We start from the raw sequence: 23,069 nt of genomic DNA, 5'->3' as shown, positions 1-23,069 counted from the left end.
GGAAATGTACATGAGGCGCCACTGCGCAGTCGGATGGTGCTTCCCATCGCCACCGCCCCCGGATTTCTTGAATTAAGCCCCTAATAAGGGTAGAAATCCGGGGACAAAAGCGACCGCTCCGCTTGTACAGCACCATTCCGACTACTCCGTTTTCATGTGAATCTTTTGGAGTTCAATATATAGACTTGAGCCTTATACTGCATTGCTGGGGAGGTAGATGGATTTTCCTGCAAAAATTTTCAGAAACGTAAGAAATTGGTACATCAGCATTTGGCCTGCTTTGTGCTTATCGTAGTATACCGAAAGAGCCGTGTACATATGACACGGCTCTTTTTTATGTCTAATGTTTTAAATATTAATTAGTAATTAGACTCCTTGTAGATGAATCTGGAGAAGTGCAGCATTCACCTTTGCAGCGGGACTCTAACCTTTAAATTGTCTTATCTATATAAGTTGAACTCGAAAATGAAGCACCATCCGACTGCGCAGTGGCACGATAGGAAGCTTTTAAGTTCAGCTTACCTAATCCTAAGAATCCCGCTGCAACAGCGATCGTAAGATCAAATGGAACGCGAAGCGATCTTAGCCATACAATATTTCATCTGAATGTAAAAGGGGATGATGATGATGGCTACTTTCTCGGCCGCCCTTAGAGTAAAAAAGCGGATGGCCAAACGCGTATTAAAATTATCCGGTGTCCACGGTATTGGCGTAGGGTATAAAGACCCTGCTCATCCCAAAAAGGGAGCCGCTGTTATTGTGTATGCAGACCGGCTGGCCTCGGCCTCCACCGGACTCCTGTCTGCCACAGCATTGAGCAAAAAAACGAATGTCCCTGTCCGGATTGTAAAAACCGGAAAAATCAGAGCCCATGCCACGGACTACAGGGCGCGCATACGCCCGGTCATCGCCGGCTACAGTGTCGGAACGGTTGAAGGCTCCGGGACAACCGGATTGATCGTTGCGCCAACTGGAGCGCCGGCTACACGGTATCTTTTCAGCAATAACCATGTCCTTAATCCCTCCAATACAGACAATCGGGAGGCTACGGTTCAACCGGGCGGAGCTGATGGGGGAACGGTTCCCCAGGATCGTATTGGACGGCTGTATCGTTACGTACGCTTGAATCCAAGCGGAACGAACTTGATTGATACAGCGCTTTCCCTGCCGACCCGCAACAGCTTGCTTAGTCCGCGTTACGCCACAGTAGGAGCGATTCCGGGCCATGTGACCGCTTATCGCATAGGAGAAAGGTTAAAAAAGGTAGGGCGTACAACCGGGCGGGTCAATGGTACGGTAGAGTCTGTCTATACGGACCTGCAAATCAATTATGGCGGAAGCCTGGGGCTGCTGACCTTCGAGGATCAGACTGTCATAAGAGGTACGAATCCTGTATCACTGCCTGGGGATTCCGGCTCTGTCTGGCTCAGACAGTCGGATAATTATGCAGCTGCGGTTAACTATGCAGGTACGGCAGATGGTCGTCTATCCATTGCCTTCCCGGTGCAGTGGTTCATGCAGGTGTTCAACACACGCGTAGCCCGCCCCAACGGGGCAGGCAGGGTACTCACGGTAGATACAGGCTCTTCCCCAAATTCCTATACAAGGCAGCTCACCAGTGAGGAGCTGGCTCGCTTAAGACCAAGAACGACGCGCATTAGAAAGAGCTAAATGTCCCTCAGATAGAAAAAGCTGCTTCCTATAAACGAATCGTAAAGCTGCGTGTGAACGGCTTCGCCAGCTCATCATAATCCCGAAGCTCAATCGTAAATGTGTAGCTGTTTGGCGATTGGCTGGCGGATACGGTGCCGCTGATCGTCCCAGTGAAGCGGTCGAGCGTCAGCCCGGCAGGCAGACTGCCGCTTTTCAGTGTCCAGTCGTAGAAGGGAACACCGCCCTTGGCTATTAGTTTTTGGCTGTATGCTTGCCCTTTTACGGCATTAGGCAAGGAAGTTGTAACGATTTCCGGTTCGAGAAAAGGGGTTAGTTTGCGGTTCAGCTTCCAGCCAGCTTTCTCGGCAATGAGCAAGGTCAGCTTGCTCAGCATCCAGCGGCGTACCGGAAATTCTGCCGACCAGCCTGCGCTTTGACCGCTGAGACGGTCCCAGTATTGCCGGTCTGCCGGGATATGGTAGCTGCTATCCAGCGGAACACGTACACCTTGGTACGCTTCGACGACCGCGTCAGCACCGCCGCTGCTGTGATAGGCTTGCATGCCTGCCCACGAATCACTGAAAGCAACGGCGTGGCCGAACTCATGCATAATGAGGCCATATACGTCCGTCACCTGAGTGAGATCGGTTTTATACCAGTCGTCATCATTCAGCGAGGTGAACACCTGAGCATCGGGATAAAAATCGAGCGCAGTTCCTAGTGAACGGTGGATGGGACCTGGCACCCGGACGCCGTTCTTTGTATGGTAAAAGCCGCTGTTGCCGGGCCATCCCGTCGAATATGGGCCGTCGATCCCCCGCAGGAAAATCCATTCCCCATTATAGGGCGCGTTATTCGTTCCAATCGTATGCCCGTTCCAGTCATTGTTCGGAATATAGTTACGTTCGGCTCCGGCAGGAACGGTATCGAATGGCTCCATATCGAAAAAGTAGAACCAGTCCTTAATCGCCTGCTCGGCGGCCTTGCGAATACCCGGATCATCGAAATAGTGATTGACTGTATCATAGCGGTAATCGAATACCAGCGGGAATTGGGTTTCTTGATTATCGTCCTGGTCCCATACCCGGATCGGAATGGTATGAGTTCGTGAAGCTCCCGCACTGTCAGCAATTGTGAGGGAGAGCGTATAGTGCTCAATCTCGTCCGGGCCGCCGTTACGATCTGGTGCAACCTCCAGTTTGAAATCCTTCCTCTCGGATGCATTATTAAAATTTAACACCTTCGTAGCGCCAGTGGCAGATAACGTGCTGGGCAGATTCATCATGAGCCGGGACGTGCCCTGTGCCCTGAGTGTGATGCTGATCGGATACGCCGCACTGGCAGGAGGCTTCACGGTCAGATTAATGAAGGGGTTGGCGATATAGCCCTGCCAATCCACCAGATCAACGCCGTACCCGTTAATGATACGTCCGAAGCGGTCAATTACCTCGGCATCGCTGCCAATCGCTTGCGGGGACATGCCGGAGGTCAAGACTTGTGCGGCTACGTTTTTGACAAGAGACTCCTTCATAGAAGCAGAGCCGCATGAATCAGATTCAATACTTGACGACAGGGGTGGTCTTGCATGTTCTTTACACATGTCGAAATCCTCCTAATAAGCCGGACGGCCTCTAAACCGGGCAGCAACAAGGCCCCCACGTAAGCCGTCCGCCTTTTTATTTAAAGATTGGGGCCATATATGAATTACAAAAATGTACATGGAAAACGGAGTAGGCGGAATGGTGCTGTACAAGCGAAGCGGTCGCTTTTGTCCCCGGATTTTTACCTTAAACATAGACTTTATTTAAGAAATCCGGGGGCGGTGGCGATGGGAAGCACCATCCGACTGCGCAGTGGCACCATGGTAACATTTTATATAGCCAGAGCGGTTCACGATACCAATCATTCACGACACGAATCATTCACAGTACAAACCATTCACAAGCTAAAAAGTTAAGGTCATGAAATGTTCGTTCTAATCGGCTCCTTCGGCATATGAATTGGCTCCCAAAGAATGAGCATTAACGGTGCTGTTTGCCGAGGCCAAGCTCCGGATTTCCTGAGCCGTCAACGTTCTGTTGTAAATGACCAGTTCGTCTACTGCACCGTTCAGATAGGGATCATCGAATTGGGATTTGCCAATATAGTTCCGGTCTGTCAGTCCAAGGCTGGACGGCTTCAACGTCATATTGGCGTTGCGCGTCGCCTCCACACCGTCCACATACAATATCCCCGTATTGCCTGACAGGGTCACGGCCACATGCTTCCAGACGCCTGTCGCCAATTCTGGTGCGTTCAACTGCTGCTCTTCCCCGTTCCCCGAGACGGTGATGGCAAAGCGCATACCTGTCCCTTCGGCCTTCGGGGTCAAAAACATATACCGATCCGTTCCTGCTCCAAAATCAAACAGGCGGGCCCAGCCGTTATGCGTGTTCACTCGTACCCATGCTGCAATCGTAAAGTCGTTTAGGCTGCTAACGATACCGCCGGGCAGGCTGGCATAGGCGTCTGTACCGTTGAACTGCAGAGCGTTGCCTTTCCGTCCCGCTCCCCATGTCCCGCCATTTACACTGGCCTGCTGTCCATAACCCGATGAATCGGCTGCGGTAGATCCGGCCGTTTCGTTAAATTCATAACGGGCTACAATGTCTCCGGTGGGAGCCGGATTGCCGGTGTCCAACTGAATACGAATATCGTAGGCGGCTGCCGTTCCGATATTCAGTCTGACGGTGGCTGCCAAGCCGTTAACAGCCGTGACAGAGCCGGTTTTCGTGCCGTCTACGAGCACGTCATACGTACCTGCTGCGAGTCCGCTCATCGTCACAACAGTAGTATGTGCTGTGCCTGGTGTCGTATTTTTCAACGTCAAGCGGACGTTGTTTTTGGACTTGGACACGATAGCCAGACTATATTGGTCCCGGTTCAGCTCCAGACTCAGCTTTTGGGTGATCAGATGCAGACGTTGAAATACGCCGTCCTTTGGAGTAACCGTATAGCTGTTATTGCTTTCTGTAACGTCGCAGCCATAGCCGAACAAGCCGAATATCGGATCGACAGCAACATCCGAGCTTAGCACTTTAATGGCTCCAAACAGCCCCAGATCCGCTTCCCCGGACATGCCGCGCCATCCGTTAAAGAGGGGGCCGCCGTCCAGACCAAGAGCGCCGTAATTGCCCTTGCTCGCCTGGTACGTCCACGATACCGCCCCGATATTGGCAGGATCAGAGCTGATCTGTCCCGAGTTAATTGCCCCGATGTTCGCCAGCTTGGCGGCATAGGACAGACGCTGGTCCACTTCGGGCTTGGACGAATAACGGCGTGTCCAATCGTCCATCGCATAGCCCGCCAGCGAGGTGGTGTACTGGAAGTTCCACCAGTTTTCCCCGGTGATGGTGACCGGATCGGCGTAATAGTACCAGACAGGCATATGACCGCGGGCGGCGCGTGTTTTGGCATTGATTTTGCTCATCATCGTCGTGTTGCTGTTCATTTTGGCGAGTGTATATACCGCTTCTTCGCCTGTATTGTCGTAATTGTACTCGGAGCCGTAGGGATAGGTGGTATTTTTGAAATTGTTGTATTTGGTAGCCATTTTGGCAATCAGGTCGTTGGCCTCAGTGGTCAAGCCTTCTTCCTGAAGCGCTTTAATGATATCCGGCGTGGTCAGCTCACCCATGAGTCCGGTATTCCAGTTATAGGCGACAGGACCTTCATACAATGCCTTGAAAATGCGATAAGCACGCAGTAAATACGTGTTCTTGCTGTTGCGGTAGCTGATCAGGTTGGGATATAGCTTGGCCAGCTTATACATACTGAAAAACGTGTTGTAAATGTGCGGATAGGCGTAGCCGCGGTATGTCGGTGTCGTATTAGGCTGCGGCATCAGGAAATCAGGAACCAGATAATCGGTGTGATGGCCTTCCATCAGATTCGTCCAGATGGCCACCTCCAGATAATCATCGACCGCCTTGATCTCAGATGCCACGGGCTTCTGCACATTTTTCTCCGCCAGAAACTGACCGTGTGTCAAACCCCAATCATCACCCCAGCCCCAGTAGCCTGCAAAGCTGTTGCGCTTGGCCTTATACTGCATCATCCAATCGTCAAACACCTTGTCCCGCAGGTCGCCCGGCACATTCCATTGTGTGCTGTTGACCATGAAAGTGGAGTGACGTTGGAGTGCAGCATCGACAGGCTCAGTGGCATAGAACTGAAGGACTGTTTTTTCGCCGTTGCCGTAGCTCACAGTTATATTGTTGTGTCCCAGTCGACCGAGCGTAAGTTCATATATTTTATGGTTTGTAGGGGCTGTTTCCAGATAGCTGATGGTGGTTTCGGAAGGGTATTGTGCGGTAACAGAGGTGATGGATTTGCTGGTATGCAGATCAAATTTTGCTTTGAGATTGGTTGGGACAATCATGCCTGGAACGACAGCCACGTCCACATGGCCTTCACTGTACAGCCTGTCTTTTACGGCCTGCTCGTCCGCGACCTTAAAAAATTTAAAGGCATATGTTTTGCTTTCGCCCGGAGCCAGCGACAGACTGGTGCTCCCGAGATAACCGCGGTTGGTGCTCTTAATGACATTGGAGTGAATATAAAATACATTCAGTCCCTCGGCCCAGCCGCCTTGGTCCATCGCCCATGTGCTGCCGGGATGCTCCTCGACTCTCCAGTGGTCCTGATATTCGAGACCCCCGCCTGTAGAGGCATCCGGGATAAGCAGTAAATACGGCCCGATGCCGCTAGGCCGTCCAGCGGTAATAAAGGAGCTGTTATGGCCTACAAAGGAGTGGGAGAGCACCCTTGTTTCATAGATTTGTTCGTTATTGCCGCCGGACCAAAATTCGTTGAAAGGGAGCGGCAGTCCCCAATCTCCGATTTCCAGCGTTTGATTAGAGGTATTGGTTACTTTCATTTGCCAATGCAAATAGTCATTAACCAACGAATACGTTTCGAGTAAAGTAAAATTGCGTATTCCCTGAGCATTTGATGAATTTTGATAGGACACCTGAACACTGTTGCCGGAAGAGGTGATCTTGCGTGCATCAGCAGAATTGCTTGTCCATGCCCGCGTCCATGCTCCGTTACCAAGACGGTAAGTGAACATAAGTTCACCGAGCCACTGGTGGTCCGACGTATTTTGATTAGGTGCGTTGGAGCCGTTCATAACATAATTCGTATTGAATGAGTCTCCTACCAGACGTAAAGAAGAGATATCCCCGTAATCTCCGACCGAGATGGAGAATACTTGATTAGATAGCTGTACTGCCATGCTATCAACCTCCTTAATTGGGTTTGTGAGAGTATACTCATACTCACAACCTTAATATATGTAGGAGAAATGCTTTTGTAACCTTATGTGTGGAGATTGATAGAAAATAGATTCATATATGCTGCACCTCTACTTATACATATAAAAGGCTTCTGGTAAAATGAGAAGGACAGGCGTCCCGGAGGTAAAAGATGAATATTCAAAAGCTTGCGAACAGTTCCAGTTAGTCGGCGGAAGATATTATGTAACTACCAAAGAGGTTTTTATCGGAAATATACGCTATGAGTAATCATGCCTATACATACAAGAAACGGTTTTGAAGTTCGGTTTGGCGTATGCTGGCATTGGTGCTCAAGAGATGGGGGATTATGTTATGAACATTAAATTGGAGTTGCCGAAAATTCCTGCCGATTTACCCGTATTAAACGAAGCAATGTACTCCATACGCTCCAAAGACGAACTTAGCACGGGAGCCGTGGAGGATATAATGTTGGATCATATGGACGCGGTTAAGGTTTCATTTGATAAGATGATCTTTAAAAATGTAACCATCATGGAATCGTCATTGCTGGAAAGTGAATGGACAGATGTCATCTTTGATAAATGCGATCTGTCTAATGTTGATTTGTCCGGTTCCTTTATTCACAGGGTGGAGTTTAGAAATTGCAAATTGCTTGGCACTGACTTCTCCAGAAGCAGGCTCCAAAACGTTCGTTTTCTGGATTGCTTAGGCGATTATTCGATGTATCGGTTTTCCAATTTCAAGCAGGTTGGTTTTGAGGACTGTTCACTGATAAGCGCCGACCTTTATCATCTGACGCTGCAGAAAACCTTTTTTACCCGCTGCAATCTGGATCAGGCGATACTGTCGGGGTCCAAGCTCAAAGGGATTGATTTGAGCGATTGTGAATTCGATGGACTACAGGTGGATATAGAAGACCTGAACGGCTGCATGATCTCGCCGCATCAAGCTTCGTCTTTTGTGGGGCTGCTGGGACTGGTCATTAAATAGAGGAACGAGTGGAAGTATATAAGGAATCCCACCAGTTTGTCAAACGTAGAGAAAGAAAAGAAGACGTTCTGATTGAAGCAGAACGTCTCTTTTAGGTATGTAATGCAAATTGACTCAGTCAATTGAAACAATTTGCCACGCTCCATCTTTATCTTTATCAAAATAGAAGGTATACCGTATATCGGGTGAATATCCTTCTTCTTTAGTAAGCCGTTCGCCAACAACAGGTATTAATATCCGACCATTTTCTTTTACGGCTTTTTCAATACCAGTGAATTTCACAGGCTGATCCAGGAGATAATCGTGACCTGTTCCAATGTCTGAAGCGAGCGCAGCATGGAATTGATCCAAATCCTTTGACACGAAGGCGGCTATGGCCGCTTTGAGTTTTGTTATCATGCCATCTTCAATCAGAGGGTCTTTCACTTCATTCCACTTGATCTCGTCCAGGCTGTGCAGGACGCTTACTTGACTGGCTTCTACTGCTTCTGGAGTTGCTGGTACTTTTTCTTTGGGAGATGAATCTGTTGTTCCCTGATTTCCACAACCAGCCATAACACTCGCAGAAAGTATAAGAATAGATATTATTTTAGCAGGCTTATTCATGGATATTAACACATCCTTTCTCTTTATCTAACGAATACGACGTTAAAAAAAATTGCAGTGCTTCTATAATAATTTACACTATTTTTCACATTATGTAAAAAAACGAAGGCATCATCGGATTGACGCCTTCGTTTCATCGTATATCCCAGCAGGGGCATTGATAGGAGATTGGCGAGCGCCTTATGGCGCGAAGGTCGATTAAGCCCCTTTTAAAGCCTCTGCTGTACTGCATGATATTGATGCTTAATACTGTCCCAAGCCTGGCGCAGACGCTTAGCGCCTTCAATAATCTGCTGCTCCGTTAAATGGGCAAAGATAAAGCAGGCAGCTGGGGGACCTGGGGTCAGCTGGTAATCGGCGGCATCCCGCCATGTGACTCCATAACCATACGCTGTCCGCATCAAATGATGGTATGGAGCACGCTCATGCTTCCAGATGGCATAGGCATGCAGCCCGCAATCGCTCTGCTGCCAGTGAAACAGTTCATTCAGCTGCTGCATTTCGCGCTGGAACACGTCGTAGCGTGATCTGTATATTCGGGTCATCCGCCGCAAATGGCGGGCATAGTCGCCGCGCATCATAAAACGTGCCAGCGCACGTTGCTCCAAGCGGGCAGGCGGCAGGGGATCATATAGCCGCTTGGCAGCTGTCAGCGCTTGAGCCAGTGCAACAGGCAGGATCGCAAACCCGAGTCGAAGACTGCTGAACATGCTTTTGGAAAAGGAACCGACATAAATTACGCAATCTGCGCGATCCAATGCTTTTAATGGTTCAATGGGGCGTCCGGCCCAGCGGAATTCACTGTCATAATCGTCTTCGATGATCCAAGCACATCGGGATATCGCCCATTGTAAAATCTGTTGACGCCGTGCCAGTGGCAAAACAGCACCGGTCGGGAACTGTCGTCCCGGCGTAACAAACAATAGCTTGGAATCCCAATCCTGTGGGATTATTCCTTGCTGATCCAGCTCGGCTACCTGAATCTGCCCGCCCGAGGCTGTAACAGCACGATGGATACCGGAATAACAGGGATTTTCCAATATAATGCGATCCTGTTCATCCATAAGCAGCTGGCATAACAGGGTAATCACTTCCATGGAGCCACTGCATAAAACGACTTGGTCCGGGTGGGCCGTTATCCCGCGTGTTCTGCCAACATGATGGCAAATCGCTTCACGCAGCCATTCATCGCCATTCACCGGCGCAGTCGCCGAGTCAGACGAAGGCTTTTGCAGGTCTTTGCCAGCGGCAGCCATGACACTTTTCCATGCGAGCTGTGAGCTGCCCTCCAATACAACTTCTCCTGCCTGAAAAGAAATCAAGGACTGCTGCGTATCGTCTCGGTCTGCAGCAAAAGCAGGGGATGACAATAACTCCCGTTCCCTTTCCAGCTGCATGATTCGTTGTCCCCAGGCTGACAGAGCGGGGGCTTTTTGCTTTGCAACAGGTGGATTCTGGTTCTGCTGGCCGATTGGAAATGGGTCCGGCAGCATCGCTGCCTGCTCGATAACAAAGGTTCCTCTGCCTACCGCCGATTCTACATACCCTTCTGCCAACAGCATATCGTATGCTTCGGCAACACTGCCACGCGAAATTCCATACATCACAGCCAGATCACGACTGGAGGGCAGGCGCGTACCGCTAGCAAGGGAGCCGTTAAGAATCCCGTCCCGGAGAGCATGATACAATGCCAAATATTTATGATGATATTTTTGAATAGCACGCTGGTAAGCAATTGTAATATCCATACCCAGCTCCTTTAATTGGACTACTTATTTTCGTTCAAATTGGCTCTTTTGATTAATCCATTTTCAACATAATCTAAAATATATTGTTGGTCAATAGAAGGAAGGAGAGTAACCATGAGAAGAAAAGAATTTACAGTGGCAGAAGAAGAGGAAATAGAGCAATTTCTGAGTGAGGTCAGCTTCGGATTTTTAGGTCTGAACAGCGAGGATGGTTTTCCGCGTGTGGTTCCCTTGAATTTTGCTTACGGGAATGGTGTTTTTTATATTCATGGCAGCCGTGTCGGAGAAAAGATGGAACGGATGAAGGAGGACAACCGGGTCACATTTTCCGCCGCCAAGGAGTATGCGCTGATTCCGTCTTATTTTACAGACGAGCATATGGCATGCCCGGCGACTTCCTTTTTTAAAAGCGTTACCGTGCGTGGTCATGCTGAACTTGTAGTTGATCTGGAAGAAAAGGCAGCGGCATTTTCCATTTTTATGAGTAAGCTGCAACCGGAAGGCGGCTATGACACGATTGATGCCAGTGATCCTCGGTATGCTTCACGTCTGAAAGGGGTCGCTCTGATCAAAATCGTACCGGATGAATGGACCGCCAAGTTCAAATTCGGCCAGAATGTCAAAGGTCAGCAGCGTCAGCAGATTGTGGATGGCTTGCAAAAACGGGGGCTGGATGATGATCTGGCAACGATTGAAATGATGCGCAAATATTGTCCTTATCACTAACTACATTCCCGCTCTCGCTCATCGTCTAATGGGTTAATTATACCTTAAAGGGAGATGTCCTTGATTCCAAAGCTTTCAGTCCTTCTGTGTTAGGACTTTTGAAGGACAGGTATATATCATTCTCAAGCCCGTTGTTCTTACTGCAAAGGAACCTTATAATACGATAGATTTATGGAGTAAGGGGGTAAGACCGTGATGAGAGCGGGGGTCAGAAGTCGGGAAAGTCGACGGTTGTTACTGGAAGCGGGGGCTGAAGAGTTCGCTCAGACGGGTTTTTATCAGACAAAGGTAAGTTCAATTGCGGCACGTGCAGGATTAACGCAGCCGGATTTTTATATTCATTTTGAAAGCAAGGAACAGATTTATGAGGAGCTTGTCGAGAGCTTCCGTGCTTTGGTGAACGAAACGACGCAAAGCATGAAGGTGGAGCCGGACCAGAGTAAAGCTGAAATTTTGAAACGGGGACAGGTATTTCTGGAAGCTATTTTTCGTATGCTGTCCAATAATCCTGCGATGACCCGGGTTGTTTTTTTTCAGGCGGCTGACTCGGTGCGAATTAAAGCGGAGATGGCTGAGCATATCAAAAAGCATCTGCAGGCGGCACAGCGCTGGGGTTCTTGCCGTGAGGAGCTGGACCCTGAATTGACAGCGGAATGCGTCATCGGCTTGGTTGAACGGTTGACGTTAACCCAATTGCTGCCTGGACGCGAGAGTCCATCTGTACTTGCCAAACAGGCACGAGACCTGCTGTATCACGGTATGCTGGCATCCGAAGGATAGCGGGGCTACAGTATAAGTATCTATATTTAGGCAATAGGTGCGGCATTTGTCCCTATCATGGATGACGGCACACGCATAAGATGCCTTGTAAACCATGAAGGGAGGAATCACCATGTCTGGAATGGGCGCTGGTTATGGACATTTTACATCTACAGGAGCGATTCTGGTACTTTTTATTCTGCTTGTTATTATCACCAAAGCATTTGTCATCTGATTCGTAGCTCAAGAAGCTAATTTCGGGCGATTTGCTGTAATCAACAGGGAGGAGGAATTTGAGATGGGTGAAGCAGAAAGAGGTTATGGCGGTGGCGGCTACGGCATGTGGACTTCCACTGGTGTTATTCTGGTTCTCTTCATTTTGCTGGTAATCATCACTCGTACTTTCTTCATCTAGTGCAACATTCATGGGCTTGAGCGCCGATGCCTCGGGTCTATGACCATGTAAAGCCATATAAGCCGGAACAGAACCGCCTTGAGCAGAGGCGGTTTTTTTGTTTTCAAATGTTGACGTTGACGTTAACGTTAGATGGGCGTAATATTTATATATAAACTTTTTCATAAGGTGGGTGTCATGGTTACGTATAAAATTGATGAAGTCGCCAAGCAAAGTGGTCTGACGAAGCGAACCATTCGTTATTATGAGGAAATCGGTTTGTTGCCCTCCCCGCAGCGCAGCGAAGGTAATATGAGAATGTATACGCAGGAGGATGTGGATTTACTTAAAAAAATAGTGAGCGCCAAGGAAGTGCTCGGGTTCTCTTTGCTAGAGCTGCAGCGCTACATGTCCGCAGCGGAGATGCTCAAGGGTCAACGGGAGGAATATCGCGAGCGTACGGACCATTTGCAGCCTGCTGAGCGCCGGGACATGCTGGTGGATATGGAGGTCACCCTGAACGAACAATTGGAGATGATGGAGGGGAAAATCAACAGCATCCGCATGCTCCAGACTGAGCTGGAGGAGCTGCGGGTCAGGGTTCGTGAACGGAAGGCTCTGCTTGATGAGGAGCTTGGCAGCGACCCGTCATAACGAGGAATATGTACAATCAGATTTGGAGGTCACATCATTTATGAGTTTTCAACATCGTTTACCTGATGAGTTAAAAGTCCCTGATGAGTTAAAAAAACAGTCAGGCTTGCTGTCTCAGCCCAAAGCCGTCTGGGCGGTCGCTTTTGCCTGTGTTATTTCTTTTATGGGTTTGGGCTTGGTTGATCCGATTCTTCCGGCCATTGCCGATCAGCTTCATGCCACTAAAAGCCAGGTGTCGCTGCTGTTCACCAGCTATAATCTCGTGACCGGTGTTGCGATGCTGATTACGGGCGTCGTGTCCAGTCGACTGGGTGTCAAATGGACGCTGCTGACCGGGATATTGTTTATTATTGTATTCGCCGGATTGGGCGGAACCGCCAATACGGTTGGCGGAATTGTGGGCTACCGGGCAGGCTGGGGGCTGGGGAACGCCCTGTTTATTGCAACAGCACTGTCTGCGATTGTGGGTCTGTCCACCTCGGGAACAGCCAAAGCCATTATTTTATATGAGGCCGCACTGGGGCTTGGGATTTCTGTTGGCCCGTTGCTCGGCGGTGAGTTAGGCTCCATTTCCTGGCGCGGTCCGTTTTTTGGTGTTGCTGCACTGATGGTTGTGGGATTTTTGTTCATTACGTTTATGCTGCCTTCGATTCCGAAGCCTAAAAAGCGCGGGTCGCTTGCCGATCCGTTCAAAGCGCTTAGTTATCCGGCCTTGTTCACGCTTGGTATTGTGGCGTTGTTATATAATTTCGGATTTTTTACGTTGATGGCTTATTCTCCATATGTCATGCATCTGGATGAGCATGGTTTGGGTTATGTGTTTTTTGGCTGGGGGATTATGCTGGCCTTCACCTCGGTGTTTGTAGCACCAAAGATTCAAGCGCGCTTTAGTGTGGTATCTTCCATTAGTGTCATGCTGACGCTGTTTGCCATTGATTTAGGCATTATGGCGGTCGGGACGGTGGCAGGTTCCCCAGCAACGGTCATTGTCGCGGTGATTGCGGCGGGTATTTTTCTGGGGATCAACAATACATTGATTACAACCGCTGTTATGCAGGCCGCTCCGGTAGAGCGCTCGACAGCATCTGCGGCATACAGCTTTATGCGCTTTTTGGGCGGTGCGATCTCGCCGTGGCTTGCCGGGAAGCTGTCAGAGTGGTACACAGCAGAAACTCCGTTTTATTTTGGTGCATTGATGGTACTGATTGGCGTAGCAGTGCTGATCGTACGCCGTCGACATATGCAGAATATTCAGGTCGATGCGCATTAAGACTGAACAAAACGTTATCCAAACAGCTTCAGGGGGAATCGCATCTGACCGTATTACACGTCAATCCGGCTTTATCCATGAATGAGCCCCCGGTTGGGATAGACGTGGATGAGCGGATTGAGGAGGAGGGACGTCATATCCTGGAGCCAGACAGGCTTTTCATTTTGATGGGAATCTATATGGTTGTATCGCTTTGATATAAAGTTGAACAAAGCACTTGCAAAGTGTGAAAAAGAATAGAATATACTGAGGCCAATCAATTAGTGATTGATCAATCACTAACAGGATCTATCTGAATATTCAAAGAACGATAAATCTACAACGTAGTGCAATCCATTTTTTTTATTATAATGTAATTGATCAATCACTAATTAGTATGCTATTGCCAAAATGGAGGGGAAAACCATGAAACATCTTATTATTTATGCACATCCATCCCAAGGAAGCCTTAATCATGCGATTTTGACCACAGCGGTTGAGGGACTAAAGCAAAAAGGACATGATGTGGTCGTTCGTGATCTCTATGCGATTGACTTTCAAGCTGTGGTCAGCAGCAGTGAGATCATTGGGGAAATCGGTGAAGACATTGTACGGGAGCAGGAATATTTGCAATGGGCAGAGGTCATCACCTTTATTTATCCGATTTGGTGGACGGGGATGCCAGCCATCATGAAGGGCTACATTGACCGCGTATTCTCTTACGGATTTGCATACAAATATATAAACGGGGTGCAAATGGGGCTGCTCAAGGGGAAAAAGGCGATTATTCTCAACACGCAAGGGAAATCACATGCGGAATATGCCAGTATTGGGATGGATCAAGCACTTCGCTTGACCTCAGACAAAGGAATATTTGAATATTGTGGACTTGATGTCATGTATCAATATTCTTCGAATCAGTACCCCAATCGGATGAGGATACACGCAAGGCGTGGCTTCGCCAAATTGCAGACATGGCCAGCAAAGCGTAATAAAAATATAGATTAGCAGTGTAGACCAGACTCCAAGAGTGGTTTATACTGCTAATCTTTTTTGTATAGAGTCAGGGGTTAACGCAGTACTTTCCGAACCCATTTGAGCTTATCGCCGTAAGGTGGAAACAGCAATGTATTGTTCAGTTTAGTGCTTTTTTTCATAATGCTTTTGGTGTGGGAAAAGAGATCAAAGCTATACTCCCCGTGGTAACCGCCAATACCAGCCGACCCAACGCCTCCAAAAGGCATATGAGGATTGGCAATATGAGAAACCGTATCGTTCACACAGCCACCACCAAAGGACAAGCGGGTAAGCACTTCATGCTCAACCTGTTTATTTTCTGTAAATAAATACAGCGCGAGCGGCTTTGGACGATCAATCACCGTTTGAATGGCCTCATCTAATGCTCCAAATTCCAGAATCGGCAGGATCGGCCCGAATATTTCATCCTGCATGGCAGCGTCAGACCACGATTGCGTTTCCATGAGGGTAGGCTCGACCTCTGTATGAACAAGAACATAGTCAGGGGCAATACAAGTTTGTCCTGTATTCATCAGCTTTCCCCAAATAATACGCTTGGCTCCAATGAGCGGCTCGATTAACAATTGAAAGGGATAGTTAAAGGGGCCGACAATCAGAACCGTTCCATAAGGCTCCTTGTACGTATAGCTTTTGGCGAAGGGATGGTAAAGGGGGGGCTTCACCTTTTTGGGCTTCATCCACCGCTTGAGATGCTTTGTCATGTGTTGTATAGGCCTCAAATTCATTTTTGCGCAAATCCTGATGCAAGGCGTTCATAATTAATCGTTCATAACGCCGGATGGCATCTGCCAGCTTGCGCAGCTGCTCCAACCGAAACTTAACATTGCGGGTATGACCACTGTGAAAAAATTGACGATGCTGCTGTAAGATGTGACTGACCTGCTCTGGTGTAACATGCTCCATAAATTAAATATCCTCCGATCCTTCTTTTATTATAGACAAGCCCGCTCCAACGGAAGGTTACCTCAGGATACAAAGAACCACCGGATACAGGATCTCGCCTGAAAAAGCTCCGGTGGTTCTTTATGCCCAGTGTGAAATGCTCGCCATGGACGTCCATGGTTTTGTCGGTTAGCTATGGTGATGCGTATCACGGTTCAAAAGTAGCTGTACATGATGAATCTCTGATGTAGACTATGTAGGGTAGCAAGCTGTAGTTATAGCATTTTTTTGAGCTGGGATATACGGGCTTGGGAAACCTCAAGTATTTTGGCATATTCGTGCTGTGCTGCATTGGGGTGCTTGTGCATTAATTCCTTCAGGCTTTCGAGCATCTGTTGTGTCGATCGGCGCAGACGCTTGGGCTCCCTGTTAGAGCGATCTCTGGTGGGAAAACCTGATTTGGCTGGCCTTATCATAGGACCCAAATTCGTACCGCTCTTTAAGCTTTCAATACATTCCCCGCAAATAAAGCTGTCCCTAAAATAAGTCAGCTGCTCTGTTGAACCACACATTTTGCACGTCACCCCGGTATATTTTCGAAGTGCGAGAATACCGGTTTCCTCATCTGCAAAAATCTCAACAGGATCACCCACATTGTAATCCATGGATATTCGCATTTCTTTGGGGATGACGATACGGCCTAACGCATCTAGGGGACGTGTCATACCTGTACTTTTCAAATGATAACCTCCTTTTTTTTATATCCTTATAATACTAAATGGAGAGGATAAAAAAGAATAGGCTTAGAGGAGCAATCGCATATATTAAGTAAATTTATAGTTATTGAAGGATTATAGCACTTTGCCGATATAAATTCATAAAGGATAAGGGGCTAACTACATATGAGAATATTTAAATTTTGGCAGAAAAACAAAAATGCTGCCGTCGCAATCGATTTGGATATGGCTGTTCCCGCAGCCATTATAAGGGTCGCCGGATTCATAAATCAGCCGGAGCAATTCACCGCCGAGGCGGAAAAGTCGGCTGCTGTGCTGGGAGAGGGGGCGCTGCCTCTATTCCCAAGGTATTTTTTCGGGAGTGAGCTGCAAAAACCGGAGAGCTTGAAGGGGATGTACGAAGGCTTAGGCGACTGGCTGCATATTCAGCAGGATACGATTTTTGAGATCATCTACTATTACAAGGAAAAAGCGATTCCCATGTTGTATGAGGTGGCGTTTGGTGTGTATGATTGGACGCAGTACAAGGCGGTGCGGATACTAACCCGATTAGCCCGTGAAGGGCTTGATACCAACCAGATCGTGGACGATATTATCAGTCATGTTGACGATTTCCGTTATGAGGCACAGATGCCGACATTCTATTTTCTCTCCGGATTGACGGGGAATAAGAAGGTTGCCTCGCTGCTGGAAAGACATTTTCTTGAGAATCTGGAATACGATCCGATTGATGCCTTTGTCATCTTCGAGAATTTGTACCGCTGTTCGCCGGATGCCGCCATGAAGCATTCCGATTTTCTTAAAGCAATTGCCCGTGGCGATGGGCTGGATGGCCGTTCTCCGCTACTGGATGGAGCGATAGGGACTATTGATAAGAACGGCAAACAAGAGTACCACTGGCCCAACGGTGAGCCCGTCGAAGAGCATCACCAATTGCGGGCAGCAATATTTTATTACTGGCTGAATCCTCACGATGAAGAAGTCAATCGGCTGCTTGATCATTGGGAAGTGAATCACCCGGAGGAGAATGTTAGGAGTTCTATTGAAAAATTGCGTGGGCAGGAGTGAAAACATATACTTATAGCTAAAGATGACATTAAGAGAGAGTAAAAGAATGAGGAGGATTCGGCAGCTACTGGAAAGGGCTGTGGGAAAAAGTATAAAAGGGATGTACAGCAAGCCAATCCGATGGGCTGCTGTTCATCCCTTTAGTGCGTAGAGCAGCTTTACATGCTGTGTGTCGCTCTCATGCCTTGCTGGTTGTTATTTCCGTATTGTTGCATATTACCGCTGCCTGCATAATGCTGCCCAGTCATACCCATGTGTTGCGGAAAGCTTTGACCCATTTGGCCGCCTGCACCATACGAGGATGGCTGCATACTGCGGGAGGCGTAGTTATTGCCGAATCCGGGCTGAGTCATTTGGCTGCTGGAACGGATGGTGTTTTCCAACTGATTACACAATTGAATAACTTGCTGGCATTGCTGCACAGCTTGTTGGTGGTGCTGGATTGCGGTTTGGATCATTTGAGCTGCATTACGTTCACGTTGCACCAGGTCTTCCAGACTCGACGCATTTTGTTGCTCCTGTTGCAGCAACTGCTGATACATGGCAGTTCCTTGCTGTGTTTGTTGTACCAATTGCTGCATAATTTGTTCACATTGATGAAGCTGTTGTTGTGGACCCATGGTGTTGTACATTGATCATTAATCTCCTTCGCCAGGTAGTTTTAGGTTTTAGAACCCTCATATATTGTGGCGAAGGAAGACAATATATATGCACAATTTTGGCTACAAGCTCGACACCAGAATAGACGTAAATTCCTCTAGGAATACACGATCTTCGTGGTCAAAGCGGCCTTTTAGCGGGCTGTCAACGTCCAGCACTCCAATCAGTTTCTCGTTCTTGATCAGAGGGATAACGATTTCGCTATTGGAAGCAGCGTCACAGGCGATATGTCCTGGAAATGCATGCACATCGTCAATGACAAGCGTTCTCCGTTCTGCTGCGGCTGTACCGCATACGCCGCGCCCCAGTGGAATCCGTATACATGCAGGCAAGCCCTGGAAAGGACCAAGTACAAGCTCGGTGCCATCATAAAGATAGAAGCCGCTCCAGTTAACATCCGGCAGAAAATGACCTAGTAGCGCAGAAGCGTTCGCTAGATTGGCAATGGTATTGGATTCATCGTGAACAAGTGCCCGGAGTTGCCCGAGAACGGATTCGAATTGTTCCTGACGAGTGCCTTCGTAAGGGATAGCTTGAAACATGTAGAGTCCACGCTCCTAACATTGATTTTTACAGGATCTGTTGTATATACCACTAAAAATAGGTAATTATTCAAGCGACTTTTACCATTGGTTAATTAATTTAAGATATAACGATTGTATCCATTCAGTCAAGAGGGAATCCGGGAAATTCAGTCGACGCCGTGCGTATTGTGCAAGGATATTGTGAAGAATTGATTTTAGGAGCAGAAGGGCTAATTGTCTACAAAGCCTCTCAACAAGAAGGTTGTATTTGTTGGAGGTGTATGCTTAAATGTAGCGTATATTTGTTGTTATTTTGATGCTGGAAGGATGATTAAACATGTGCGCATATGCATGTAAGGGGCATATACCACCGCTGGAAAGCCAGCGTCTTCGCCTGCGAAGAATGGAAACCACGGATGCTGCTATGATGTTCATGTGCTGGTCTGATCCGGAGGTTCGCCGTTATTTGAACCTTTCCGGCATGTCTGGACGTGAGGATGCAGAGGATATGATTGAGCTGTTGAATGAACTGGCGAAGACGGAGGATGCAATGCGCTGGGGGATCGAACTGAAGGAGAACGGGAAGCTGATTGGAAGCTGCGGCTTTAATTATTGGCAGACGGAGGGAGCTTATAAAGCTGAAATTGGCTATGAGCTGGCCAAGCCCTATTGGGGGCAGGGCTACATGACCGAGGCGCTGTGGTTGGTGCTGTCATTCGGGTATGGTACGATACGGTTGAATCGGATGGAAGCATTGGTGGACCCGCGCAATACAGGCTCGCAAGCCTTGCTGTCCTCCATGGGCTGGACACAGGAAGGGCTGTTGCGGCAGGTGCAGCATACATCTACAGGCTTTAAGGACATGCTCATGTATTCTTTACTGCATGAAGAGTGGCTCAGACTGGAGGCGAAACGAAATGCTGTTTCAGTATAACGGCGGGGCGTCACTGTTGCACAGGCTGGGGCCATTAAGTAAGCTGATATGGGTGGGGTGCTTTAGTCTGCTGTCGATGGCAGGGGATTCGACTTTGCATGAAGCGGCGCTATTGGCTGTACTGATCGCTGTGGCCTGGCTAGGCGCACGGTTGACCTTGGTACGCCAGCTTCGGGCTATGTCGTTCCTGATTGGTTTGGGTATTCCGTATTTTATACTGTCGATTCTGGCGATTCGAGAAGGACATACAGTGATATCCTGGGGACCGATTGTGATTACAACAGAAGGACTGGATATCGCAGGGGCGTTAACGCTGCGGATTTTTGTACTGTTTTTAACTTCTTATATCTATCTCTCGACAACGGACCCCAGAGATTTTGTACAGGCCTTGAACCTGCGTTTGCGTGTTCCTTATCGGTTTGCGTTCGGCATTTCGGTGGCGCTGACGTTTTTGCCTTTGCTGGAAGAGGAAGGACATACCATTATGGCTGCACGACGGGTACGTGGACAGGAACCACCACGAGGGCTGAGGAATCGATTAGCCTATTGGAGCGGATATGCGGCTGCAGTGTTGGTGAATGCAGTGAGACGGGTTCAGCAGACTGCGCTGGCAATGGAGGGAAAAGGTTTTGGGGCTTATGCGGACCGCACCTATCTTCGCGAACTGAACAATGACCGCTTCGGCTACATATGTGCTGTGATTGCTGTAATAGCTACGGCTGTTTTATGGTGGAGCTTATAAACAACAACCTCTTTTTCGCCCATATTGTCAACTTTTGAAATAAATTTTGGTTGACAATATGAATGCGGGTGAATACATTTATACAGTAGCAGCTTGTTCAGGAACCGGGGCTGTTACCTTAAATATGTGGATTATGGAGAGGAGTTATGAAAATACATATGAAGGAATCTCGTATTTTCGCAAAGTTTACGACGCTGGATATCGTACTGATGGCGATGCTGGCGACGTTGAACGGCGTCATGACTGTTTATTTGTCAATGGTTAACAAAACGTTAAACAGTCTGGGGGGGCCTATCGCGACTTCCACTATTGTCGGACTGTACATGATATACGGTTTGCTGGCTTATTATATTATTCGCAAGCCGGGTACGGCGGTTATTGCTTATTCATTTGGAGCAGTGGTACAGTCCTTCATAGGCTCTGCCTATGGATTCGCTTCTATAATCGCGGCGGCTGTGTGCTATATGATCGTTGCTGAGCTGGTATTTGCCTTGTTGCGCTATCGACGCTGGAATATGGCTTCGCTGATGCTGGCGGGTGGAGCAATGGTTCCACTGTGGTTTATCGTGGCAGCCAATATGTTTGGCTATATGCATTGGGGCTGGAAGGTGCTGACGATCACACTGGTCGTGCGCATCCTCAGCGGTATCCTCCTGTGTGGTCTGCTCACGAAAATGTTGGGCGATGCCTTGAATCGTACGGGGCTGTTAAAACGGTTTGAGCTGGGACGCGCTTCGCGTGCATAGCGATTATGATTCTGGAAATAAAATAGCCGTGTCCTTGAAGGATTTTGGCTACCGTTATGATGATCAGGCGGAGCCAGCGCTACATGGCTTGACGCTGGATATTATGGTGGGTGAGCATGTAGCGATTGTCGGAGCCAGCGGAAGTGGAAAATCTACGCTGTGCCAGCTGCTTCATGGCGGATTGTCCCGTTCGGGCGAGGGTGAACGGACTGGGGAGCTGACCGTGTACGGGATGGACCCCGACACGGCCGACCTGGCTGCTGTCGCCTCCACCGTTGGCGTCGTGCTTCAGGACCCGGATGCCCAACTGGTGCAGGGAATCGTCGAAGACGAGATTGCTTTCGGGCCGGAGAACCTGCGCGTGCCTCCGGCAGAAATTGCGCAGCGTCTCACTGCTGCGCTGGAGGCCGTCGGCCTCGCTCCCGAGCGCGGCTCCTTCGTGCGCCGCCTCTCGGGAGGCCAGCGCCAACGCACCGCCATTGCTGCGGTGCTGGCGCTGGAAGCGCCGCTGGTCGTGTTCGACGACGCAGCGGCGCAGCTGGACCCGCCGGCTGTACGCGACTTCGTCGGGCTATGCCGGCGGCTCCATGCCGCAGGCCGGACGGTGGTCACCGCGTCCGGCCGTATGGACGATGCCGCGCGGGCAGCGCAGCGCGTCATCGTCCTGAAGGGCGGGACCGTGCTGCTGCAAGGTCCGCCGGACACGCTGCTGCGCGAACATAGTGCGCAGCTGGCCGCCTTGGGGCTGCTCCCCTCTCCCGCAGGGAGGGGAGACGTGCCCCGTGAGCCGGGGGCGAAGCCCGGCTCGGCGGCTGGCCGCACCGGGCAGCCGTTGCTGGAGGTGAAGGGGCTGACCTTCACCTATCCCGGCAGCCAGCGGGCAGCGCTGGCAGGCGTGAGCCTTGCCCTTGCGCCCGGCGAACGAGCCGTTCTGCTGGGCGAGAACGGCTCCGGCAAAACCACGCTTGGCAAGCTGCTCATGGGTCTGCTGCCCGCCCCCATGGGGTGCATGTGGTGGGAGGGTCAGGATATGGCGAAGCTGCCCATTCACCAGCTTGCTACCGGGATCGGCTATGTGTTCCAGCAGCCGGAGCATCAGTTTGCAGCAGCAACGGTGTGGGAGGAATGCTTGTACAGTGTTCGCGTCAAGCTCGGTTTACGGACCGGAGAGCCGATTCCCGCCGCGTATGAGGAACGGGCCCAGCGCTTGCTGACTGCCGCCAGGCTGGATCACAGACTGGATGCTTCCCCGTACCTGCTGAGTGGAGGCGAAAAAAGGCTTTTGAGCGTAGCGGCGCAGTTTATCCTGCCGAAAAAACTGTACATTTTGGATGAGCCCACCGCCGGAACAGATTACGAAGGGGCGAACATTTTGCTCCGTATGTGTGCAGAACAGTCTGCCGAAGGTGCAGCCTTTCTGATCATCACCCACGATATGCAGGTAGCCCAAAGCTTTTCCAGCCATGTTCTGCGCATGGAAGAGGGGCATCTTAAAATGGAAAATAATGAAATTTATCATACGATTACAGTTGACAAAAATTGAGTGTATGTTAGACAATATTATGTACATCGCATACAACAGGCGGCCTATACAGGCCGCCTGTTTACCATTATGCAGTGTGGGTAATATTGATCTGTGCAGGCGAATCGCACAGGTACCAC

Annotated in this window: 20 protein-coding genes and 2 pseudogenes; 14 read left to right on the top strand and 8 right to left on the bottom strand. The window is 49.3% G+C overall.

The genetic code is table 11. The features are described from left to right. Positions 1–624 precede the first annotated feature (624 nt). Positions 625–1,671: a hypothetical protein gene (locus BAZ21_RS21810; protein ID WP_068505025.1), complete on the top strand. Its 1,047-nt coding sequence runs from the start codon at positions 625–627 to the stop codon at positions 1,669–1,671. Positions 1,672–1,699: 28 nt separating this feature from the next. Here the strand turns inward: BAZ21_RS21810 and BAZ21_RS21805 are convergent, their stop codons facing one another. Beyond that, positions 1,700–3,253: an Ig domain-containing protein gene (locus tag BAZ21_RS21805; protein ID WP_068505024.1), complete on the bottom strand. Its 1,554-nt coding sequence runs from the start codon at positions 3,251–3,253 to the stop codon at positions 1,700–1,702. Positions 3,254–3,352: 99 nt separating this feature from the next. Here BAZ21_RS21805 and BAZ21_RS29415 point away from each other — a divergent pair, with 99 nt between their 5' ends. Beyond that, a complete protein-coding gene (locus tag BAZ21_RS29415; protein ID WP_218061434.1) occupies positions 3,353–3,610 on the top strand; it encodes a hypothetical protein in 258 nt (85 codons plus the stop codon). 18 nt (positions 3,611–3,628) lie between these two features. Here the strand turns inward: BAZ21_RS29415 and BAZ21_RS21800 are convergent, their stop codons facing one another. Then, positions 3,629–6,928 carry a DUF5695 domain-containing protein gene (locus BAZ21_RS21800; RefSeq protein ID WP_068505023.1) on the bottom strand — a complete coding sequence of 1,100 codons (3,300 nt, stop codon included), beginning with the start codon at positions 6,926–6,928 and terminating at the stop codon, positions 3,629–3,631. A 373-nt stretch (positions 6,929–7,301) separates the two neighbouring features. On the opposite strand from BAZ21_RS21800, the gene BAZ21_RS21795 reads away from it, so the two are divergent. Next, positions 7,302–7,940: a pentapeptide repeat-containing protein gene (locus BAZ21_RS21795; RefSeq protein ID WP_068505022.1), complete on the top strand. Its 639-nt coding sequence runs from the start codon at positions 7,302–7,304 to the stop codon at positions 7,938–7,940. Between the two features lie 114 nt (positions 7,941–8,054). On the opposite strand, the gene BAZ21_RS21790 is transcribed toward BAZ21_RS21795, so the two are convergent. Next, a complete protein-coding gene (locus BAZ21_RS21790; protein WP_068505021.1) occupies positions 8,055–8,546 on the bottom strand; it encodes a hypothetical protein in 492 nt (163 codons plus the stop codon). A gap of 209 nt (positions 8,547–8,755) precedes the next feature. Beyond that, positions 8,756–10,294 carry a MocR-like pyridoxine biosynthesis transcription factor PdxR gene (pdxR, locus tag BAZ21_RS21785; protein ID WP_068505020.1) on the bottom strand — a complete coding sequence of 513 codons (1,539 nt, stop codon included), beginning with the start codon at positions 10,292–10,294 and terminating at the stop codon, positions 8,756–8,758. Positions 10,295–10,408: 114 nt separating this feature from the next. Here pdxR and BAZ21_RS21780 point away from each other — a divergent pair, with 114 nt between their 5' ends. From BAZ21_RS21780 to BAZ21_RS21760, 6 genes and pseudogenes are all read left to right on the top strand, one after another. After that, the gene (locus BAZ21_RS21780; RefSeq protein ID WP_068505019.1) at positions 10,409–11,020 is read left to right on the top strand and encodes a pyridoxamine 5'-phosphate oxidase family protein; all 612 of its coding nucleotides are present in this window, start codon (positions 10,409–10,411) and stop codon (positions 11,018–11,020) included. 195 nt (positions 11,021–11,215) lie between these two features. Next, positions 11,216–11,800 carry a TetR/AcrR family transcriptional regulator gene (locus BAZ21_RS21775; RefSeq protein ID WP_068505018.1) on the top strand — a complete coding sequence of 195 codons (585 nt, stop codon included), beginning with the start codon at positions 11,216–11,218 and terminating at the stop codon, positions 11,798–11,800. Between the two features lie 112 nt (positions 11,801–11,912). Further along, positions 11,913–12,014 (top strand): YjcZ family sporulation protein, encoded by a 102-nt coding sequence (locus tag BAZ21_RS29410; RefSeq protein WP_218061433.1) that lies wholly within the window; start codon positions 11,913–11,915, stop codon positions 12,012–12,014. Positions 12,015–12,371: 357 nt separating this feature from the next. After that, positions 12,372–12,827, top strand: a complete 456-nt coding sequence (locus BAZ21_RS21770; RefSeq protein ID WP_068505017.1) for a MerR family transcriptional regulator — start codon at positions 12,372–12,374, stop codon at positions 12,825–12,827. 40 nt (positions 12,828–12,867) lie between these two features. Next, positions 12,868–14,097, top strand: a complete 1,230-nt coding sequence (locus BAZ21_RS21765; protein ID WP_068505016.1) for an MFS transporter — start codon at positions 12,868–12,870, stop codon at positions 14,095–14,097. Positions 14,098–14,502: 405 nt separating this feature from the next. Further along, positions 14,503–15,068: pseudogene (locus tag BAZ21_RS21760) on the top strand (NAD(P)H-dependent oxidoreductase). 78 nt (positions 15,069–15,146) lie between these two features. On the opposite strand, the pseudogene BAZ21_RS28150 reads toward BAZ21_RS21760, so the two are convergent. Further along, positions 15,147–16,017, bottom strand: a pseudogene (locus BAZ21_RS28150) (aldehyde dehydrogenase family protein). A gap of 254 nt (positions 16,018–16,271) precedes the next feature. Continuing rightward, complete coding sequence (locus BAZ21_RS21745) at positions 16,272–16,736, bottom strand: AbrB/MazE/SpoVT family DNA-binding domain-containing protein (protein WP_068505013.1); 465 nt, start codon at positions 16,734–16,736, stop codon at positions 16,272–16,274. Positions 16,737–16,898: 162 nt separating this feature from the next. On the opposite strand from BAZ21_RS21745, the gene BAZ21_RS21740 reads away from it, so the two are divergent. Next, complete coding sequence (locus BAZ21_RS21740; RefSeq protein ID WP_068505012.1) at positions 16,899–17,801, top strand: transcriptional regulator; 903 nt, start codon at positions 16,899–16,901, stop codon at positions 17,799–17,801. 158 nt (positions 17,802–17,959) lie between these two features. Here the strand turns inward: BAZ21_RS21740 and BAZ21_RS21735 are convergent, their stop codons facing one another. Next, positions 17,960–18,433 carry a hypothetical protein gene (locus BAZ21_RS21735; RefSeq protein WP_068505011.1) on the bottom strand — a complete coding sequence of 158 codons (474 nt, stop codon included), beginning with the start codon at positions 18,431–18,433 and terminating at the stop codon, positions 17,960–17,962. Between the two features lie 90 nt (positions 18,434–18,523). Further along, a complete protein-coding gene (locus tag BAZ21_RS21730; protein ID WP_007428736.1) occupies positions 18,524–19,003 on the bottom strand; it encodes a GAF domain-containing protein in 480 nt (159 codons plus the stop codon). A gap of 319 nt (positions 19,004–19,322) precedes the next feature. Here BAZ21_RS21730 and BAZ21_RS21725 point away from each other — a divergent pair, with 319 nt between their 5' ends. From BAZ21_RS21725 to BAZ21_RS30135, 4 genes are all read left to right on the top strand, one after another. Beyond that, positions 19,323–19,919, top strand: coding sequence for a GNAT family N-acetyltransferase (locus tag BAZ21_RS21725; protein WP_068505010.1), 597 nt, complete (start codon positions 19,323–19,325; stop codon positions 19,917–19,919). Next, positions 19,903–20,661 carry an energy-coupling factor transporter transmembrane component T family protein gene (locus BAZ21_RS21720; protein WP_068505009.1) on the top strand — a complete coding sequence of 253 codons (759 nt, stop codon included), beginning with the start codon at positions 19,903–19,905 and terminating at the stop codon, positions 20,659–20,661. Before BAZ21_RS21725 ends, BAZ21_RS21720 begins: the two co-directional genes overlap by 17 nt. Positions 20,662–20,819: 158 nt before the next feature. After that, complete coding sequence (locus BAZ21_RS21715) at positions 20,820–21,407, top strand: ECF transporter S component (protein WP_068505085.1); 588 nt, start codon at positions 20,820–20,822, stop codon at positions 21,405–21,407. Next, positions 21,400–22,950 (top strand): ABC transporter ATP-binding protein, encoded by a 1,551-nt coding sequence (locus tag BAZ21_RS30135; RefSeq protein ID WP_068505008.1) that lies wholly within the window; start codon positions 21,400–21,402, stop codon positions 22,948–22,950. Before BAZ21_RS21715 ends, BAZ21_RS30135 begins: the two co-directional genes overlap by 8 nt. Positions 22,951–23,069: the final 119 nt, after the last annotated feature.

The sequence above is a fragment of the Paenibacillus kribbensis genome, from assembly GCF_001705305.1.
Lineage (GTDB): Bacteria > Bacillota > Bacilli > Paenibacillales > Paenibacillaceae > Paenibacillus > Paenibacillus kribbensis_B.
The sequence above is the reverse complement of the archived record's forward strand: the minus strand, read 5'-3'. Positions and strand labels throughout refer to the sequence as shown.

Excerpts from the sequence above, each read along its gene's own strand:
- BAZ21_RS21735 (WP_068505011.1), bottom strand. The coding sequence starts at position 18,433 with ATGTACAACACCATGGGTCCACAACAACAGCTTCATCAATGTGAACAA.
- BAZ21_RS21790 (WP_068505021.1), bottom strand. The coding sequence starts at position 8,546 with ATGAATAAGCCTGCTAAAATAATATCTATTCTTATACTTTCTGCGAGT.
- BAZ21_RS21740 (WP_068505012.1), top strand. The coding sequence starts at position 16,899 with ATGAGAATATTTAAATTTTGGCAGAAAAACAAAAATGCTGCCGTCGCA.
- BAZ21_RS21805 (WP_068505024.1), bottom strand. The coding sequence starts at position 3,253 with ATGTGTAAAGAACATGCAAGACCACCCCTGTCGTCAAGTATTGAATCT.
- BAZ21_RS21795 (WP_068505022.1), top strand. The coding sequence starts at position 7,302 with ATGAACATTAAATTGGAGTTGCCGAAAATTCCTGCCGATTTACCCGTA.
- BAZ21_RS21730 (WP_007428736.1), bottom strand. The coding sequence starts at position 19,003 with ATGTTTCAAGCTATCCCTTACGAAGGCACTCGTCAGGAACAATTCGAA.
- BAZ21_RS21720 (WP_068505009.1), top strand. The coding sequence starts at position 19,903 with ATGCTGTTTCAGTATAACGGCGGGGCGTCACTGTTGCACAGGCTGGGG.
- BAZ21_RS21800 (WP_068505023.1), bottom strand. The coding sequence starts at position 6,928 with ATGGCAGTACAGCTATCTAATCAAGTATTCTCCATCTCGGTCGGAGAT.
- BAZ21_RS21765 (WP_068505016.1), top strand. The coding sequence starts at position 12,868 with ATGAGTTTTCAACATCGTTTACCTGATGAGTTAAAAGTCCCTGATGAG.
- pdxR (WP_068505020.1), bottom strand. The coding sequence starts at position 10,294 with ATGGATATTACAATTGCTTACCAGCGTGCTATTCAAAAATATCATCAT.
- BAZ21_RS21715 (WP_068505085.1), top strand. The coding sequence starts at position 20,820 with ATGAAGGAATCTCGTATTTTCGCAAAGTTTACGACGCTGGATATCGTA.
- BAZ21_RS21775 (WP_068505018.1), top strand. The coding sequence starts at position 11,216 with ATGAGAGCGGGGGTCAGAAGTCGGGAAAGTCGACGGTTGTTACTGGAA.
- BAZ21_RS21770 (WP_068505017.1), top strand. The coding sequence starts at position 12,372 with ATGGTTACGTATAAAATTGATGAAGTCGCCAAGCAAAGTGGTCTGACG.
- BAZ21_RS21810 (WP_068505025.1), top strand. The coding sequence starts at position 625 with ATGATGGCTACTTTCTCGGCCGCCCTTAGAGTAAAAAAGCGGATGGCC.
- BAZ21_RS29415 (WP_218061434.1), top strand. The coding sequence starts at position 3,353 with ATGAATTACAAAAATGTACATGGAAAACGGAGTAGGCGGAATGGTGCT.
- BAZ21_RS21780 (WP_068505019.1), top strand. The coding sequence starts at position 10,409 with ATGAGAAGAAAAGAATTTACAGTGGCAGAAGAAGAGGAAATAGAGCAA.
- BAZ21_RS29410 (WP_218061433.1), top strand. The coding sequence starts at position 11,913 with ATGTCTGGAATGGGCGCTGGTTATGGACATTTTACATCTACAGGAGCG.
- BAZ21_RS21725 (WP_068505010.1), top strand. The coding sequence starts at position 19,323 with ATGTGCGCATATGCATGTAAGGGGCATATACCACCGCTGGAAAGCCAG.